General features: G+C 67.7%; 23 protein-coding genes. All 23 read right to left on the minus strand.

Annotated features, from left to right (window positions below; genetic code table 11):
* Positions 1–4: 4 nt before the first annotated feature.
* Positions 5–448, minus strand: a complete 444-nt coding sequence (gene rplM, locus ACIPYS_RS18860) for a 50S ribosomal protein L13 (protein WP_030393317.1) — start codon at positions 446–448, stop codon at positions 5–7.
* A 240-nt stretch (positions 449–688) separates the two neighbouring features.
* Positions 689–2,365 (minus strand): ABC-F family ATP-binding cassette domain-containing protein, encoded by a 1,677-nt coding sequence (locus ACIPYS_RS18865; RefSeq protein WP_093861726.1) that lies wholly within the window; start codon positions 2,363–2,365, stop codon positions 689–691.
* A 41-nt stretch (positions 2,366–2,406) separates the two neighbouring features.
* Positions 2,407–3,363: a tRNA pseudouridine(38-40) synthase TruA gene (gene truA, locus ACIPYS_RS18870; protein ID WP_400747378.1), complete on the minus strand. Its 957-nt coding sequence runs from the start codon at positions 3,361–3,363 to the stop codon at positions 2,407–2,409.
* Positions 3,364–3,475: 112 nt separating this feature from the next.
* The gene (gene rplQ, locus ACIPYS_RS18875; protein ID WP_030393314.1) at positions 3,476–3,955 is read right to left on the minus strand and encodes a 50S ribosomal protein L17; all 480 of its coding nucleotides are present in this window, start codon (positions 3,953–3,955) and stop codon (positions 3,476–3,478) included.
* A gap of 127 nt (positions 3,956–4,082) precedes the next feature.
* Positions 4,083–5,105, minus strand: a complete 1,023-nt coding sequence (locus ACIPYS_RS18880) for a DNA-directed RNA polymerase subunit alpha (protein WP_030393313.1) — start codon at positions 5,103–5,105, stop codon at positions 4,083–4,085.
* Between the two features lie 130 nt (positions 5,106–5,235).
* Positions 5,236–5,643, minus strand: coding sequence for a 30S ribosomal protein S11 (gene rpsK, locus ACIPYS_RS18885; RefSeq protein ID WP_014136257.1), 408 nt, complete (start codon positions 5,641–5,643; stop codon positions 5,236–5,238).
* Between the two features lie 72 nt (positions 5,644–5,715).
* Positions 5,716–6,096 (minus strand): 30S ribosomal protein S13, encoded by a 381-nt coding sequence (gene rpsM, locus ACIPYS_RS18890; RefSeq protein ID WP_093861724.1) that lies wholly within the window; start codon positions 6,094–6,096, stop codon positions 5,716–5,718.
* A gap of 172 nt (positions 6,097–6,268) precedes the next feature.
* Positions 6,269–6,382 carry a 50S ribosomal protein L36 gene (gene rpmJ, locus ACIPYS_RS18895; protein ID WP_003956441.1) on the minus strand — a complete coding sequence of 38 codons (114 nt, stop codon included), beginning with the start codon at positions 6,380–6,382 and terminating at the stop codon, positions 6,269–6,271.
* 33 nt (positions 6,383–6,415) lie between these two features.
* On the minus strand, positions 6,416–6,637 hold the full coding sequence (infA, locus tag ACIPYS_RS18900) for a translation initiation factor IF-1 (protein WP_003956442.1): 222 nt from the start codon (positions 6,635–6,637) through the stop codon (positions 6,416–6,418).
* A gap of 171 nt (positions 6,638–6,808) precedes the next feature.
* Complete coding sequence (gene mscL, locus ACIPYS_RS18905; protein WP_093861723.1) at positions 6,809–7,252, minus strand: large conductance mechanosensitive channel protein MscL; 444 nt, start codon at positions 7,250–7,252, stop codon at positions 6,809–6,811.
* Between the two features lie 114 nt (positions 7,253–7,366).
* Complete coding sequence (map, locus tag ACIPYS_RS18910; protein ID WP_400747507.1) at positions 7,367–8,209, minus strand: type I methionyl aminopeptidase; 843 nt, start codon at positions 8,207–8,209, stop codon at positions 7,367–7,369.
* A 69-nt stretch (positions 8,210–8,278) separates the two neighbouring features.
* Positions 8,279–8,932 carry an adenylate kinase gene (locus tag ACIPYS_RS18915; protein ID WP_093861722.1) on the minus strand — a complete coding sequence of 218 codons (654 nt, stop codon included), beginning with the start codon at positions 8,930–8,932 and terminating at the stop codon, positions 8,279–8,281.
* Complete coding sequence (gene secY / locus ACIPYS_RS18920) at positions 8,932–10,242, minus strand: preprotein translocase subunit SecY (RefSeq protein ID WP_093861721.1); 1,311 nt, start codon at positions 10,240–10,242, stop codon at positions 8,932–8,934. The genes ACIPYS_RS18915 and secY overlap by 1 nt, the downstream gene beginning before the upstream one ends.
* 330 nt (positions 10,243–10,572) lie before the next feature.
* Complete coding sequence (gene rplO, locus ACIPYS_RS18925; RefSeq protein ID WP_093861720.1) at positions 10,573–11,025, minus strand: 50S ribosomal protein L15; 453 nt, start codon at positions 11,023–11,025, stop codon at positions 10,573–10,575.
* Between the two features lie 2 nt (positions 11,026–11,027).
* Entirely contained in the window at positions 11,028–11,210 is a 183-nt protein-coding gene (gene rpmD, locus ACIPYS_RS18930) for a 50S ribosomal protein L30 (protein WP_030251557.1), read from the minus strand.
* The gene (gene rpsE / locus ACIPYS_RS18935; protein WP_030393306.1) at positions 11,210–11,830 is read right to left on the minus strand and encodes a 30S ribosomal protein S5; all 621 of its coding nucleotides are present in this window, start codon (positions 11,828–11,830) and stop codon (positions 11,210–11,212) included. Before rpsE ends, rpmD begins: the two co-directional genes overlap by 1 nt.
* Positions 11,831–11,878: 48 nt before the next feature.
* Positions 11,879–12,262, minus strand: a complete 384-nt coding sequence (rplR, locus tag ACIPYS_RS18940) for a 50S ribosomal protein L18 (protein ID WP_030055833.1) — start codon at positions 12,260–12,262, stop codon at positions 11,879–11,881.
* 3 nt (positions 12,263–12,265) lie between these two features.
* Positions 12,266–12,805, minus strand: a complete 540-nt coding sequence (rplF, locus tag ACIPYS_RS18945) for a 50S ribosomal protein L6 (protein ID WP_030393304.1) — start codon at positions 12,803–12,805, stop codon at positions 12,266–12,268.
* 22 nt (positions 12,806–12,827) lie between these two features.
* Positions 12,828–13,235 (minus strand): 30S ribosomal protein S8, encoded by a 408-nt coding sequence (gene rpsH, locus ACIPYS_RS18950; protein ID WP_030055831.1) that lies wholly within the window; start codon positions 13,233–13,235, stop codon positions 12,828–12,830.
* 286 nt (positions 13,236–13,521) lie between these two features.
* Positions 13,522–13,707, minus strand: coding sequence for a type Z 30S ribosomal protein S14 (locus ACIPYS_RS18955; protein ID WP_030393303.1), 186 nt, complete (start codon positions 13,705–13,707; stop codon positions 13,522–13,524).
* 4 nt (positions 13,708–13,711) lie between these two features.
* Complete coding sequence (rplE, locus tag ACIPYS_RS18960; protein ID WP_030393302.1) at positions 13,712–14,281, minus strand: 50S ribosomal protein L5; 570 nt, start codon at positions 14,279–14,281, stop codon at positions 13,712–13,714.
* Positions 14,281–14,592 (minus strand): 50S ribosomal protein L24, encoded by a 312-nt coding sequence (rplX, locus tag ACIPYS_RS18965; RefSeq protein WP_030055828.1) that lies wholly within the window; start codon positions 14,590–14,592, stop codon positions 14,281–14,283. Before rplX ends, rplE begins: the two co-directional genes overlap by 1 nt.
* 15 nt (positions 14,593–14,607) lie before the next feature.
* The gene (gene rplN, locus ACIPYS_RS18970) at positions 14,608–14,979 is read right to left on the minus strand and encodes a 50S ribosomal protein L14 (protein WP_030393301.1); all 372 of its coding nucleotides are present in this window, start codon (positions 14,977–14,979) and stop codon (positions 14,608–14,610) included.
* Between the last annotated feature and the right edge of the window lie 34 nt (positions 14,980–15,013).

The raw sequence follows: 15,013 nt of genomic DNA on the forward strand, positions 1-15,013 counted from the left end.
GGAATTACTGCGCGACCTGGGTGATCTCGAACGGCACCGGCTGCTGCGCAGCGTGCGGGTGCTGGTCGCCCGAGTAGACCTTCAGCTTCGAGAGCATCTGGCGGCCCAGGGTGTTCTTGGGGATCATGCCCTTGATGGCCTTCTCGACGGCCTTCTCCGGGTTGTTCGCCAGGAGGTCGTCGTAGCGGACCGAGCGGAGACCGCCCGGGAAGCCGCTGTGGCGGTAAGCCAGCTTCTGGGTCTTCTTGTTGCCCGACAGGTGCACCTTGTCGGCGTTGATGATGATGACGAAGTCACCAGTGTCAACGTGCGGCGCGTAGATCGCCTTGTGCTTACCCCGGAGGAGGTTGGCGGCCTGGGAGGCCAGACGGCCGAGCACGACGTCGGTCGCGTCGATGACGTGCCACTGACGCTGGACGTCGCCGGGCTTGGGGCTGTACGTACGCACGGTCGTATGCCTTCGCTTTTCAGTGAGTGAGTCCTGACAGGAGCACCTGGAGGAGGGATCAGCCTGGCCGCCTTGGACGCAATTCAAGGGGGAGCCGCTGGTCGTCGACCTGATGTCTCCGGCGTACCGACCTCTCACGTGAGATAGAGCGAGCCAATACGCACATCAAGCGCCCAGGCTACCGGGCCGGACGGGGACGGTCAAAATCCTCCCCGCCGGAACGGTCTCCCGGGCCCCTGATCAGCGGTCCCGCTCGACCCGGCTGACGTCCCAGACCGGCTCCGGGGACTCGTAGACCCGGCCGTCCGCGCCGAAGACCAGGAAACGGTCGAAGGTCCGGGCGAACCACCGGTCGTGGGTGACGCACAGCACAGTGCCGTCGAAGGCCTCCAGCCCGGCCTGCAGCGCCTCGGCGCTCTCCAGGTCCAGGTTGTCGGTCGGCTCGTCGAGCAGCAGCGCGGTGACGCCGGACAGCTCCAGCTTGAGGATCATCAGCCGGGCCTGCTGCCCGCCGGAGAGCGACTCGAACTTCTGCTCCTCCTGCCGGTCCAGCTCGTACCGGCGCAGCACGCCCATCGCGGCGCCGCGGCCGAGCGCGTGCTCCTCCTCCACGATCGAGCGGACGGTGCGGCCCAGCAGCTCCGGGTGGGCGTGGGTCTGCCGGAAGTGGCCCGGCACCACCCGGGCGCCGAGCTTCCAGGCCCCGGTGTGGGCCACCGTGCCGTCGCCCGCCAGCAGCCGCAGGAAGTGCGACTTGCCGGAGCCGTTGGACCCCAGCACCCCGACCCGCTCGCCGTAGAAGACCTCCAGGTCGAAGGGCTTCATCAGACCGGTGAGCTCCAGCTGCTCCATGGTGAAGGCGCGCACCCCGGTGCGCCCGCCCTTGAGCCGCATCGTGATGCTCTGCTCGCGCGGCGGGGCCTCGGGCGGGCCGGCGTCCTCGAACTTCTTCAGCCTGGTCTGCGCGGCCGAGTAGCGGGAGGCCATGTCGTGGCTGACCGAGGCGGCCTGGCGCAGGTTGACGACGAGCTTCTTGAGCTTGGCGTGCTCCTCGTCCCAGCGGCGGCGCAGTTCCTCGAAGCGCTCGAACCGGGCCTTGCGGGCCTCGTGGAAGGAGTCGAACCCGCCGCCGTGCACCCAGACGCTGGAGCCGGCCGCGCCGGACTCGACGCTGATGATCTTCTCGGCGGTCCGGGACAGCAGTTCGCGGTCGTGGGAGATGAACAGCACGGTCTTCGGGGTGGCCCGGATGGCCTCCTCCAGCCAGCGCTTGCCCGGGACGTCCAGGTAGTTGTCCGGCTCGTCGAGCAGCAGCACCTCCTCGGGGCCGCGCAGCAGCGCCTCCAGCACGAGCCGCTTCTGCTCGCCGCCGGAGAGCGTGTTCAGGCCGCGCCACTGGGCCTTGTCGAAGGGCATCCCCAGGGCGGCCGTGGTGCAGACGTCCCAGTCGGTCTCGTAGTCGTAGCCGCCGACGTCGGCCCAGTCGGAGAGCGCCTGGGCGTAGGCCATCTGCGTCTTCTCGTCGTCCTGGGCGATCATCGCCAGCTCGGCGGCGTCGACCGCGCGGGCGGCCTTGGCGATCCGCGCGGGGGCGACGGAGACCAGCAGGTCGCGCACCGAGGCGTCGGCGGGCAGCGCGCCCGGGCCCTCCTGCTCGTCGCCGGCCTTCTTCTGCTCCTCGCGGCCGGTGGTGCCGACGAACTGGCGCATCACGCCGAGCCCGCCGCTGATCGTCACCGAGCCGCCGTGCGGCTGGAGGTCGCCCGCGATCATGCGCAGCAGCGTGGTCTTGCCCGCGCCGTTGGCGCCGACCAGTGCGACGGCCGCGCCCTCCCCCACCCGGAAGGACGCGTCGTCGAACAGCACCCGCCCGTCCGGCAGGTAGTACTCCAGGTGCGAAATCTCGACGTGTCCCATGGGGGAGATTGTCCCAAGCCGCCGCCCCGGACCCAAATGGATTAGGTGGCGCCGGGGCCTGACGGGAGGGTGGAGCCGAGCGGGGCGTCGGGGACCGGCGAGGCACCGGGGAGGGTGCGCATCCGGCGGGCGGCGCGGTTGCGCTCGGCGAGCTGTTCGTCGGCCGGGTAGCCGACCTCCTCCAGGGTCAGCCCGTACGGCCGGATCACGTTGACGGCGGAGTTGCGCACACCGCCGGCCAGCACCTCGCCGGGGAACTCCACCGGCCGGTGGCCGTCGCCGACCAGCAGCATCGCGCCGACCAGGGCGCGCACCATGTTGTGGCAGAAGGCGTCGGCCCGCACGGTGGCGACCGCGAGCGAGCCCTCCTGGGACGCGTAGCCGTCCACCGGGACCCGGTCCCAGCGCAGCTCCAGCAGGGTGCGGATGGTGGTCGCGCCCTCCCGCTTCTTGCAGTACGCCGCGAAGTCGTGCTCGCCCAGCAGCAGCCGGGCGGCGGCGTTCATCCGGTCCAGGTCGAGCGGCCGGTCGTGCCAGAGCACGTGGCCGCGCAGCAGCGGGTCGACCCCGCCGGGGTGGTCCGCGACCCGGTAGGCGTAGCGGCGCCAGATCGCCGAGAAGCGGGCGTCGAAGCCGGCCGGGGCCTCGCCCACCCGGTAGATCCGGACGTCACCGGGCAGCCGCCCGGCCAGCCGGCGCATCAGCTTCTCCCGGTGCGCCTCCCACAGCTCGGCCGGCAGGTCGACGTGGGCGACCTGGCCGCGGGCGTGCACACCGGCGTCGGTGCGGCCGGCCACGGTGAGCGGGTGGAGCTCCTGGCTGCGGGTGACGATCTGCAGCGCGGTCTCGATCTCCTCCTGGACCGTCCGCCGGCCGCCCTTCTGCCGGGCCCAGCCGGAGAACTCGGCGCCGTGGTACGCGAGGTCCAGCCGGACCCGGACGTACCCGTCGGCCGGGCCGTCCTTCACCGGCGGCCGCTCGGCGCAATCGTTGACCACTGCTCTCCACTCCCTGGACATAGAGGCTGGCTGGACGAAGAAGCTGGACAAAGAGGAACGGGCCCGCTCCCCCACGGATGGGGAAGCGGGCCCGCAACACACCTGGTGGGTGTCAGGCCTGCTCGGCGGCCTCGGCCTCGTCGGCCTTGGGGGCCTCGACCTTGGCCTCGTCGGCCTCCTTGACGGCGCGCTTGGTGGCGGCCTCGGCCTCGCCGACGGCGGTCTGCGCGACGGTCAGCGCCTCGACCAGCTCGATCACGGCCATCGGGGCGTTGTCGCCACGACGGGGACCGATCTTGGTGATACGGGTGTAGCCACCCGGGCGGTTCTCGTAGCGCGGCGCGATCTCGGTGAAGAGGGTGTGCAGCACCGAGATGTCGGTGATGGTCTTGCGCACCAGGCGACGGTTGTGGATGTCGCCCTTCTTCGCCTTGGTGATCAGCTTCTCCGCCAGCGGGCGCATCCGACGGGCCTTGGCCTCGGTCGTGGTGATGCGGCCGTACTGGAACAGCTCACGGCACAGACCGGCGAGCAGCAGCGGCTCGTGGTGCGGGCCGCCGCCGAGGCGGGCACCCTTGGTGGGACGCGGCATGGAATTACTCCTCGAATCTCCGACTGCGGCCGTACCAGGTACCGCAGCGGGCGTACGGACACTGTGTCCGCACGACTTTCACGACGACGGGGGCGGTTCCGGGGAACCGCCCCCGCGGTCAAGTCTCTCAGTACTGCTCGGTCTCCGCGTAACCCGCGTCGTCCAGGTCGTCGGCGCCGAAGGCGTCGGCGGCGGCGGTCGGGTCGAACCCGGGCGGGCTGTCCTTGAGGGCCAGGCCCATGCCGGCCAGCTTCGCCTTGACCTCGTCGATCGACTTCGCACCAAAGTTGCGGATGTCGAGCAGGTCGGCCTCGGAGCGGGCGACGAGCTCACCCACGGTGTGGATGCCCTCGCGCTTGAGGCAGTTGTACGACCGAACGGTGAGCTCGAGCTCCTCGATCGGCAGCGCCAGGTCGGCGGCCAGGGCGGCGTCCGTCGGGGACGGGCCCATGTCGATGCCCTCGGCGTCGATGTTCAGCTCACGGGCGAGGCCGAACAGCTCCACCAGGGTCTTGCCGGCCGAGGCCATGGCGTCGCGCGGACGCATGGCGGGCTTGGTCTCGACGTCGACGATCAGCTTGTCGAAGTCGGTGCGCTGCTCGACACGGGTCGCCTCGACCTTGTAGGTGACCTTCAGCACGGGGCTGTAGATCGAGTCGACCGGGATGCGGCCGATCTCCTGGCCGGAGGCCTTGTTCTGGACGGCGGAGACGTAGCCGCGACCGCGCTCGACGGTCAGCTCCATCTCCAGCTTGCCCTTGCCGTTCAGCGTGGCGAGGATCAGCTCGGGGTTGTGCACCTCGACACCGGCCGGGGGCGCGATGTCGGCGGCGGTGACGACACCCGGGCCCTGCTTGCGCAGGTACATCACGACCGGCTCGTCGTGCTCCGAGGAGACGACCAGCTGCTTGATGTTGAGGATGAGGTCGGTCACGTCCTCCTTGACGCCCGGCACGGTGGTGAACTCGTGCAGGACACCGTCGACGCGGATGCTGGTGACAGCGGCACCCGGGATCGAGGAGAGGAGCGTGCGGCGCAGGGAGTTGCCGAGGGTGTAGCCGAAGCCCGGCTCGAGCGGCTCGATCACGAACCGCGAGCGGAACTCGTCGACGACCTCTTCGGTCAGCGAGGGGCGCTGAGCGATCAGCATGGTGTGGATCCTCCTGAAGATCTTCGGCACCCACTATTTGATGCCGAACAGAACCAGCGTACGGGGTCCCGTCCGAAACGGGACCCCGTACGAGGTTTAAAACGTGGACTGCGAGCCCGAAGGCGCTGCGTCAGACGCGGCGGCGCTTCGGCGGACGGCAGCCGTTGTGCGGGGTGGGGGTGACGTCCTGGATCGAGCCGACCTCCAGGCCGGTGGCCTGGAGCGAACGGATCGCGGTCTCGCGGCCGGAGCCCGGACCCTTCACGAAGACGTCGACCTTGCGCATGCCGTGCTCCTGCGCGCGACGGGCAGCGGCCTCGGCGGCCATCTGCGCGGCGAACGGGGTGGACTTGCGCGAGCCCTTGAAGCCGACGTGGCCGGCGGAGGCCCAGGAGATCACGTTGCCCGAGGGGTCGGTGATCGAAACGATGGTGTTGTTGAACGTGCTCTTGATGTGCGCGTGGCCGTGAGCGACGTTCTTCTTTTCCTTGCGGCGGATCTTCTTCGCGCCGGCAGCCTGACGACCCTTGGGGGGCATAAGTCTGTTCTCCTACTGAGGTGGTCGGTCCGCTGACCCGCGGGCCGGAGGGATGTCCGGTTACGGGACGGACTACTTCTTGCCCGGCTTCTTCTTACCGGCGATCGCGCGACGCGGGCCCTTGCGGGTACGCGCGTTGGTGTGGGTGCGCTGACCGCGGACCGGCAGGCCGCGGCGGTGACGCAGACCCTCGTAGCAGCCGATCTCGACCTTGCGGCGGATGTCGGCGGCCACCTCGCGGCGGAGGTCACCCTCGACCGTGAAGTTGGCGTCGATGTACTGGCTCAGCTTGACCAGGTCTTCCTCGGCGATGTCGCGAACGCGGACATCGGGGCTGACACCGGTCTCGGCGAGGGTCTGCTGGGCGCGGGTACGGCCGATGCCGTACACGTAGGTGAGGGCGATCTCGATCCGCTTCTCACGGGGGAGATCAACGCCGGCGAGGCGTGCCATTCAAGGCTCCTGTGTTTCTTCAGAGGTCTGGCGAGCCACCTACTCCGACACCTCACGGTGAGGGAGCCCCGGCCTCTGACCGGGGGCGGCAGTCCGTCCTGGACGGATCGGGTGGCCCGCTTATGACGTTTTTCGCGTCGCGCGAAGTACTACGAGAAATGCGGGAGAGAGATCAGCCCTGGCGCTGCTTGTGGCGCAGGTTGTCGCAGATCACCATGACCCGGCCGTGACGGCGGATCACCTTGCACTTGTCGCAGATCTTCTTGACGCTCGGCTTGACCTTCATGCTTCAGGTTCTCCGGGTCTAGATCTGGCGTTCTTACTTGTAGCGGTAGACGATCCGGCCACGCGTCAGGTCGTAGGGGCTGAGCTCCACCACGACCCGGTCGTCCGGCAGGATGCGGATGTAGTGCATGCGCATCTTGCCACTGATGTGCGCGAGGACCTTGTGACCGTTCTGCAGCTCGACCTTGAACATCGCGTTCGGAAGAGACTCGATCACGGTGCCCTCGATCTCAATGGCGCCTTGCTTCTTAGCCATGAACTGCGAGATCCACCTTCCGGGACCGGCTACCGTATGCGGCACGCTCGTGCGAACCTGGGTCCACCCCGACCCCGACGAGGGGGAAGAGGGCGTGCTGGAGCACGCTACGAGTGAGCCGACGGTCCATCCTACGCCAGCGCGGGGGATGCACCAAAACGGGGGCTCCGGTCAGCGGCCGGTCGTGGCGGCCGGAACGACCGGGACGGCCAGCGGGTCGACGTGGGCGGTGCAGGCGGAGCAGCGGCGGGCGGCCTCGGGGATCTCGGTCAGGCACTCCGGGCAGGGACGCTTCGGGGTCTTCGGCTTCTTCGGCATGTAGCGGGCGGTCGCCTTGGTCACCGGCAGGACCACGCAGAAGTAGAGCACCGCGGCGGTCATGAAGAACGCGATCAGCACGTTGAGGAACTGGCCGTACGGGAAGGTCACTCCGGCGATGGTGGCCTTGTAGGAGCCGAAGTCGCCGGCGGCGCCGACCACCACACCCACCAGCGGGGTGAGGAAGGCGGACACGAAGCCGGTCACCACGCCGGTGAACGCGGCGCCGATGACCACACCGACCGCCATGTCGACGACGTTGCCGCGCATCATGAAGTCGCGGAATCCCTTGAACACTGCACTCTCCTCGCTCGAAGCCACTGCCAGCGCATAAAAATAGGACAAAAGCCCTGGAGGTCCAAACCTCCAGGGCTCCGCGTCCTTCGCCGGGCCGGTGGCCGGCCCGGTCCGCTACACGCCGAGCGGGTCCGGCGCGGCCGTGACACCCAGCCTGGCCAGCATCTCCTTGCCGCCGTCGAAGGCGGTGAGCACCAGCGGGCCCTCCTCGGTGACCGCCACCGAGTGCTCCCAGTGCGAGGCCCAGGTGCCGTCGTTGGTGACCACGGTCCAGTCGTCCTCCAGCACCTTGGTGTGCGGGGTGCCGAGCGAGACCATCGGCTCGATCGCCAGCACGGTGCCGGGGATCAGCTTCATGCCCTTGCCCCGGCCGCGCTCGACGTAGTTCAGCACGTGCGGCTCCATGTGCATCGCGGTGCCGATGCCGTGGCCGCCGTAGCCCTCGGTGATGCCCCACTTGCCCTTGGGCGGCAGCGGCTGGCGGCGGACGAAGCCCTCGATCGCCTTGGAGACGTCGACCAGGCGGTTGCCCTTCTTCATCTGGGCGATGCCGGCCCACATCGAGCCCTCGGTGACCCGGCTCAGCATCTCCACCTCGGGGCTCACCTCGCCGACCGCGACCGAGATCGCCGCGTCGCCGTGCCAGCCGTCCAGGATCGCGCCGCAGTCGATCGAGATGAGGTCGCCCTCCTGGAGCACCCGGTCACCGGGGATGCCGTGCACGACCTCGTTGTTCACCGAGGCGCAGATCACGCCCGGGAACCACAGGCCGCCGTGGTCCGCCCGGAAGTTCGAGGTCGCACCGTGCTCGGTGATGACCTTGTCCGCGATGTCGTTGAGCTCCTGGGTGGTGATTCCCGGGGCGACCGCCTCGCGGCACGCCTTGAGCGCCTCGGCGACGACCAGCCCGGCCGCTCGCATCTTCGCGATCTGCTCGGGGGTCTTGATCTCCACCATCTGGGTCACGCCTTCCTTGGGTTCCCGCGCGGTCCTTGCCGGCGGCCGTACGTACGTCGCTGAAAAAACTCAGCTGTCCTGCTTCAGCGCCTCGATCGCGCGGGCGGTGACCTCGTCCACCTTGCCGAGCGCGGGGATCGTGGCGATCAGACCCTGCTGGCGGTAGTAGTCGATGATCGGCTCGGTCTCCGTGTGGTAGACCTCGAGCCGGGTCCGCACCTTGTCCTCGGTGTCGTCCGAACGCTGGTACAGCTCGCCGCCGCACTCGTCGCAGACCCCGGCGGCCTTCGGCGGGTTGTAGTCCACGTGGAACACGTGGCCCCCGTCGTTGCGGCACAGCCGGCGGCCGGCGATCCGGCGGACGACCTCGTCCTCGGGGACCTCGAGGTCCAGCACGCCGTCCAGCGCGATGCCCTGCTCGGCGAGGAACTCGTCCAGCGCCTTCGCCTGGCCCAGGTTGCGCGGGAAACCGTCCAGCAGGAAACCGTTGGCGGCGTCCTCCTGGAGCATGCGGTCCTTGGCCATCCCGATGGTGACCTCGTCGGGCACCAGGCGGCCCGCGTCCATGTAGCTCTTGGCCTCGACACCCAGCGGGGTGCCCTGGCCGATGTTGGCGCGGAACAGGTCGCCGGTCGAGATGTGGGGGATGGACAGGGTCTTGGCGAGGAGGTGCGCCTGAGTACCCTTCCCGGCCCCGGGGGGTCCGACGAGGACGATACGCATCAGCGGAGGAACCCTTCGTAATTGCGCTGCTGGAGCTGGCTCTCGATCTGCTTCACAGTTTCGAGTCCGACGCCGACGACGATGAGCACGCTGGTGCCGCCGAACGGGAAGTTGGTCTGCTGTCCGAAGGCGACCAGGGCGATCATCGGGATCAACGCGATCAGGCCCAGGTAGAGCGAACCCGGCCACGTGATGCGGGTGAGCACGTAGTTCAGGTACTCGGCCGTCGGGCGGCCGGCCCGGATGCCCGGGATGAACCCACCATACTTCTTCATGTTGTCGGCAACTTCTTCGGGGTTGAAGGAGATCGCGACGTAGAAGAAGGCGAAGAAGACGATCAGCAGGAAGTACGTGGCCATGTAGACCGGGTGGTCACCGCGGACGAAGTGCTTGGTGATCCAGACCGCCCAGCTCGACTGACTGTTGGTCAGCTGAACCACCAGGGCGGGGATGTACAGCAGCGACGAGGCGAAGATGACCGGGATGACACCGGCCTGGTTCACCTTGAGCGGGATGTAGGTCGACGTCCCGCCGAAGGCCCGACGGCCGATCATCCGCTTCGCGTACTGGACCGGGATCCGGCGCTGCGCCTGCTCGACGAAGATGACGAGCATCACAACGATGACGCCGATCGCGATGACCGAGAGGAACTCGACCCAGCCGCCGCCGATGGTGCCGGACTGCTTGATCGCCCACATCGAGGTGGGGAACTGCGCCGCGATCGAGGTGAAGATCAGCAGCGACATGCCGTTGCCGATGCCCCGGTCGGTGATGAGCTCGCCGAGCCACATGATCACCGTGGTGCCGGCGGTCATGGTCAGGACCATCACGGCGATCCGGAACACCCCGGTGTCCGGGACGATCTGGTTGGCGTAGACGCACCCGGAGAAGAGGGCGCCGCTGGACGCGGTCGCCACGATCCCGGTGCCCTGGAGCACCGCCAGCGCGATGGTGAGGTAACGGGTGTACTGGGTGATCTTCGCCTGGCCGGCCTGCCCCTCCTTCTTCAGCGCCTCGAGTCGTGGGATCACGACCGTGAGGAGCTGGAGGATGATGCTCGCCGTGATGTACGGCATGATGCCGAGGGCGAAGATCGTCAACTGGAGCAGAGCGCCGCCGGAGAACAGGTTCACCAGGCCGAAGAGCCCGTTGTTCTTGGTCTCCTTGATGCAGGCGTGAACCGCCTCGAAGTCGACCCCGGGTACGGGAACGTGCGAGCCCAGCCGGAACAGCACCATGATGCCCAGCGTGAACAGCAGCTTCTTGCGCAGGTCGGGCGTCTGGAACGCCCGCGCGAACGCACTGAGCACGGTGCCTCCTGCGCCTCCCGCACGTCGTCGGCGGGAGGGTCGGTCCTGGAATGGGGAGTTTGCGGTTCGGGCCCCGTACAGACGGCACAGGCGAGCCTGCGCGCAGCCTACAAGGGAACTCCACGGACTCTAACAGTGCACGGCCACTCGAAAGAAGCGCGTACGCCCTCTCCCCCACTCATGGGGTACGGGATGCCCGGTTTTGCCACACAAAAGAACGAGAGCCCGTTCACCGCAATCCGGACCGCCCCGGGCCGGGGAAAGTCCGGAAAAGGCGTGAGCCCCGCGCTTCCCGGAACGGGAAACGCGGGGCTCACGAAGTCAGCGGGCTCAGACGAGCTCGGTGACGGTGCCGCCGGCGGCGACGATCTTCTCGGTGGCGGAGCCGGAGACGGCGTCCACCGTCACCTGCAGGGCGACCGAGATCTCGCCGGTGCCGAGCACCTTGACGAGGGAGTTCTTGCGAACCGCGCCCTTGGCGACCAGGTCCTCGACCGTGACCTCTCCACCCTGCGGGTAGAGCTCGGCCAGCTTGTCGAGGTTGACGACCTGGAACGTGATCTTGAACGGGTTCTTGAAGCCCTTCAGCTTCGGCAGGCGCATGTGGAGCGGCATCTGGCCACCCTCGAAGCGCTGCGGAACCTGGTAGCGGGCCTTGGTGCCCTTGGTACCACGACCAGCGGTCTTACCCTTGGACGCCTCACCACGACCCACACGGATCTTGTCGGTCTTGGCACCCGGGGCGGGACGCAGGTTGTGGATCTTGATCGGGTTCTCGCCCATGATCAGTCCACCTCCTCAACCGTCACGAGGTGACGAACGGTCTGGGCCATCCCACGGATCTCGGGACGGTCCTCCTTCACCACGACGTCGTGCATGCGCTTGAGACCGAGCGAACGCAGGGTGTCACGGTGATTCTGCTTGCTGCCGATGTACGACTTGGTCTGCGTGATCTTGAGGCGAGCCATCAGGCGCTCACCCCAGCAGCACGCGCCCGCAGCAGAGCGGCGGGGGCCACGTCCTCCAGCGGCAGGCCACGACGGGCGGCGATCTCCTCGGGGCGCACGAGGCCCTTCAGAGCGGCCACGGTGGCGTGCACGATGTTGATCGCGTTGTCCGAGCCGAGCGACTTCGACAGGATGTCGTGGATGCCGGCGCACTCCAGGACGGCGCGCACCGGACCACCGGCGATAACACCGGTACCGGGGGCGGCGGGCTTCAGGAGCACAACGCCGGCGGCCTTCTCACCCTGGATCGGGTGGGGGATGGTGCCCTGGATACGGGGGACCTTGAAGAAGTTCTTCTTGGCCTCCTCAACACCCTTGGCGATGGCGGCCGGAACCTCCTTCGCCTTCCCGTAACCGACACCCACGGTGCCGTCGCCATCGCCCACCACGACCAGCGCGGTGAAGGAGAAACGACGACCACCCTTGACAACCTTGGCGACACGGTTGATCGCGACGACGCGCTCGACGTAAGCGGTCTTCTCGACGGCGGGGGCGTTGCCCCGGTCGTCACGCTTACGGTCGCGCCGCTCGCCACCGGTGCCGCCGCCGGCGCCGCTACCGCGGCGCTGGGGTCCAGCCATTGGAATTACCTCTCTCGATTACGTCCGCCGACAGAGTCGACGAGCGGCTTAGAAGTCGAGCCCGGCCTCGCGGGCCGCGTCCGCCAGGGCGGCGATGCGGCCGGCGTACCGGTTGCCCGCGCGGTCGAAGACGACCGACTCGATGCCGGCAGCCTTGGCGCGCTCGGCGACCAGGCTCCCGACCTTCTTGGCCAGCTCGGTCTTGTCGCCCTCGGCGCCCTTGATGGACACGTCGAGGGTGGACGCCGACGCCAGGGTGTGACCCTTGGCGTCGTCGATGACCTGGGCGACCATGTGGCGGTTCGAACGGGTCACCACGAGGCGCGGACGCACCTCGGTGCCGGTGACGCGCTTGCGAACCCGGATCGCGCGGCGCTTGCGAGCGGCGCTCTTGTAGGCGTTGCCCTTGCCGATCTTGACAGAGACACTCATCGCTTACTTACCACTCTTTCCGACCTTGCGGCGGATAACCTCGCCCGCGTACTTGACACCCTTGGCCTTGTACGGGTCGGGCTTGCGCAGCTTGCGGATCTTCGCGGCGACCTCGCCGACCTTCTGCTTGTCGATGCCGTCCACGTGGAACTTGGTGGCCGACTCGACGACGAAGGAGATGCCCTCGGGCGCCTCGACGAGGATCGGGTGGCTGTAGCCCAGCTGGAACTCCATGTCGGAGCCCTTCGCCAGAACTCGGTAGCCGACACCGCTGATCTCCAGCGACTTGCGGTAGCCCGCGGTCACACCGGTGATCATGTTCGCCACCAGCGTGCGGGTCAGGCCGTGCAGGGCCTTCGACTGACGCTCGTCGTTGGGGCGGGTGACAGCCAGAATGCCGTCCTCGCCCTTGCCGATCTCGATCGGCGCGGCGACGACGTGGGTGAGGGAGCCCTTCGGACCCTTCACCGAGACCGTCTGGCCATCGATGGTGACGTCCACGCCAGCGGGGACCTGGATGGGCAGCCGTCCAATGCGCGACATTGCTGTACCTCCGTTTCCCGAATTACCAGACGTAGGCGAGAACTTCTCCGCCTACGCCCTTCTTGGCGGCCTGCTTGTCGGTCAGGAGGCCGGAGGACGTGGAGATGATCGCCACGCCCAGGCCGCCGAGAACCTTCGGCAGGTTGGTGGACTTTGCGTAAACGCGCAGACCCGGCTTGCTGATGCGCTTGATGCCGGCAATGGAGCGCTCACGGTTGGGGCCGAACTTGAGCTCGATGGTCAGCTTCTTGCCGACCTCGCCCTCAACCGGCTCCTCAACCTTGTAGGAGGAGATGTACCCCTCCTGCTGCAGGATCTCGGCGACGTGCGCCTTGATCTTGCTGGCCGGCATCGCCACGGAGTCGTGGTACGCCGAGTTCGCGTTACGCAGACGCGTGAGCATGTCTGCGATGGGGTCGGTCATGGTCATGATGGCCTCAGGCCTCTCTCGCCGCGGTTTCTCCGCGCCAGGTCCCCCTGCCGGACTCTTCCGAGTTCGTCAGGGGCACAAGCGCAGGGGACCTGCGACGTCGTAAGACTGGGTGCGAGCCCTCTCGCAAGAGGGCCACGGGCATCCATGGGGAAGCCGTGGCAGGGGGCCCGACCCCACTACCTTACGGGACTCCGTACGGCAGGCCCAAAACGGGCCGGTGTGGGATCGGGCACCTCTGCTTCGCTGGGTGCCCAGGGCACCTGGCTGACCTCGCGGAGGAGGACTACCAGGAGCTCTTGGTCACGCCCGGCAGCTCGCCGCGGTGCGCCATCTCACGGAGGCAGACACGGCAGAGGCCGAACTTGCGGTACACCGAGTGCGGACGGCCGCAGCGCTGGCACCGGGTGTAGGCCCGGACGCCGAACTTCGGCTTCCGCTCGGCCTTCGCGATGAGGGACTTCTTCGCCATTGGCTCACGCCTCCTTGAACGGGAAGCCCAGAGCACGCAGGAGCGCCCGGCCCTCGTCGTCGGTCTGAGCGGTGGTCACGACGGTGATGTCCATACCGCGCTGACGGTCGACCTTGTCCTGGTCGATCTCGTGGAACATAACCTGCTCGGTCAGACCGAAGGTGTAGTTGCCACGGCCGTCGAACTGCTTCGGCGAGAGGCCGCGGAAGTCACGGATTCGCGGCAGGGCCAGCGAAACCAGACGGTCCAGGAACTCCCACATGCGGTCACCGCGGAGGGTGACGTGGGTGCCGATCGGCTGGCCCTCGCGCAGCTTGAACTGCGCGATGGACTTGCGAGCCTTGGTCACGGCCGGCTTCTGGCCGGTGATCGCGGTGAGGTCGCGGATCGCGCCCTCGATCAGCTTGCTGTCACGGGCGGCCTCGCCGACACCCATGTTGACGACGACCTTGACCAGGCCGGGCGTCAGCATGACGTTCTCGTACGAGAACTGCTCCTGCAGCTGACCCTTGATCTCGGAGTTGTAACGCTCCTTGAGACGGGGGGTCACCTTCTCAACAGTCGTCTCAGACATCAGATGTCCTCACCGGTTCGCTTGGCAACGCGGATCTTGTTGCCCTCGTCGTCGAAGCGGTAGCCAACGCGGGTGACGACCTTCTTGCCGTCCTTCTCCACGACCAGCTGGACGTTGGAGACGTGCACCGGGGCCTCGACGGTGACAATGCCACCCTGGGTGCCCGGACCCGGCTTGGTGTGCTTCTTGACCCGGTTGACACCCTCGACCAGGACCTTGTTCTCGGCGGGCATGGCCTGGATGACCTTGCCCTGCTTGCCGCGGTCCTTGCCGGTGATGACCTGGACCAGGTCACCCTTCTTGATCTTCATGCTGTTCGCCATGAGTTAGAGCACCTCCGGCGCAAGCGAGATGATCTTCATGAACTTCTTGTCACGCAGCTCGCGGCCCACCGGGCCGAAGATGCGGGTACCGCGCGGGTCGCCATCGGTGTTCTTGAGGACGACAGCGGCGTTCTCGTCGAACCGGATGTACGAACCGTCGGGACGACGGCGCGACTTCACGGTGCGGACGACGACGCACTTGACGACGTCACCCTTCTTGACCGAACCGCCGGGGATCGCGTCCTTGACGGTCGCGACGATGACGTCCCCGATGCCGGCGTAGCGGCGACCGGAACCACCGAGAACGCGGATGCAAAGGATTTCCTTCGCGCCCGTGTTGTCGGCGACTCGCAGTCGCGACTCCTGCTGGATCACAGCTTTCTCCTGATCGTCAACGAGAGCTGACGGG

Origin of the sequence: Kitasatospora sp. NPDC089913 (genome assembly GCF_044748625.1) — a bacterium.
Lineage (GTDB): Bacteria > Actinomycetota > Actinomycetes > Streptomycetales > Streptomycetaceae > Kitasatospora.

Excerpts from the sequence above, each read along its gene's own strand:
- ACIPYS_RS18865 (WP_093861726.1), bottom strand. The coding sequence starts at position 2,365 with ATGGGACACGTCGAGATTTCGCACCTGGAGTACTACCTGCCGGACGGG.
- rplQ (WP_030393314.1), bottom strand. The coding sequence starts at position 3,955 with ATGCCGCGTCCCACCAAGGGTGCCCGCCTCGGCGGCGGCCCGCACCAC.
- ACIPYS_RS18880 (WP_030393313.1), bottom strand. The coding sequence starts at position 5,105 with ATGCTGATCGCTCAGCGCCCCTCGCTGACCGAAGAGGTCGTCGACGAG.
- rpsK (WP_014136257.1), bottom strand. The coding sequence starts at position 5,643 with ATGCCCCCCAAGGGTCGTCAGGCTGCCGGCGCGAAGAAGATCCGCCGC.
- rpsM (WP_093861724.1), bottom strand. The coding sequence starts at position 6,096 with ATGGCACGCCTCGCCGGCGTTGATCTCCCCCGTGAGAAGCGGATCGAG.
- rpmJ (WP_003956441.1), bottom strand. The coding sequence starts at position 6,382 with ATGAAGGTCAAGCCGAGCGTCAAGAAGATCTGCGACAAGTGCAAGGTG.
- infA (WP_003956442.1), bottom strand. The coding sequence starts at position 6,637 with ATGGCTAAGAAGCAAGGCGCCATTGAGATCGAGGGCACCGTGATCGAG.
- map (WP_400747507.1), bottom strand. The coding sequence starts at position 8,209 with ATGGTGGAGATCAAGACCCCCGAGCAGATCGCGAAGATGCGAGCGGCC.
- ACIPYS_RS18915 (WP_093861722.1), bottom strand. The coding sequence starts at position 8,932 with ATGCGTATCGTCCTCGTCGGACCCCCCGGGGCCGGGAAGGGTACTCAG.
- rplO (WP_093861720.1), bottom strand. The coding sequence starts at position 11,025 with ATGGGCGAGAACCCGATCAAGATCCACAACCTGCGTCCCGCCCCGGGT.
- rpmD (WP_030251557.1), bottom strand. The coding sequence starts at position 11,210 with ATGGCTCGCCTCAAGATCACGCAGACCAAGTCGTACATCGGCAGCAAG.
- rpsE (WP_030393306.1), bottom strand. The coding sequence starts at position 11,830 with ATGGCTGGACCCCAGCGCCGCGGTAGCGGCGCCGGCGGCGGCACCGGT.
- rplR (WP_030055833.1), bottom strand. The coding sequence starts at position 12,262 with ATGAGTGTCTCTGTCAAGATCGGCAAGGGCAACGCCTACAAGAGCGCC.
- rplF (WP_030393304.1), bottom strand. The coding sequence starts at position 12,805 with ATGTCGCGCATTGGACGGCTGCCCATCCAGGTCCCCGCTGGCGTGGAC.
- rpsH (WP_030055831.1), bottom strand. The coding sequence starts at position 13,235 with ATGACCATGACCGACCCCATCGCAGACATGCTCACGCGTCTGCGTAAC.
- ACIPYS_RS18955 (WP_030393303.1), bottom strand. The coding sequence starts at position 13,707 with ATGGCGAAGAAGTCCCTCATCGCGAAGGCCGAGCGGAAGCCGAAGTTC.
- rplE (WP_030393302.1), bottom strand. The coding sequence starts at position 14,281 with ATGTCTGAGACGACTGTTGAGAAGGTGACCCCCCGTCTCAAGGAGCGT.
- rplX (WP_030055828.1), bottom strand. The coding sequence starts at position 14,592 with ATGAAGATCAAGAAGGGTGACCTGGTCCAGGTCATCACCGGCAAGGAC.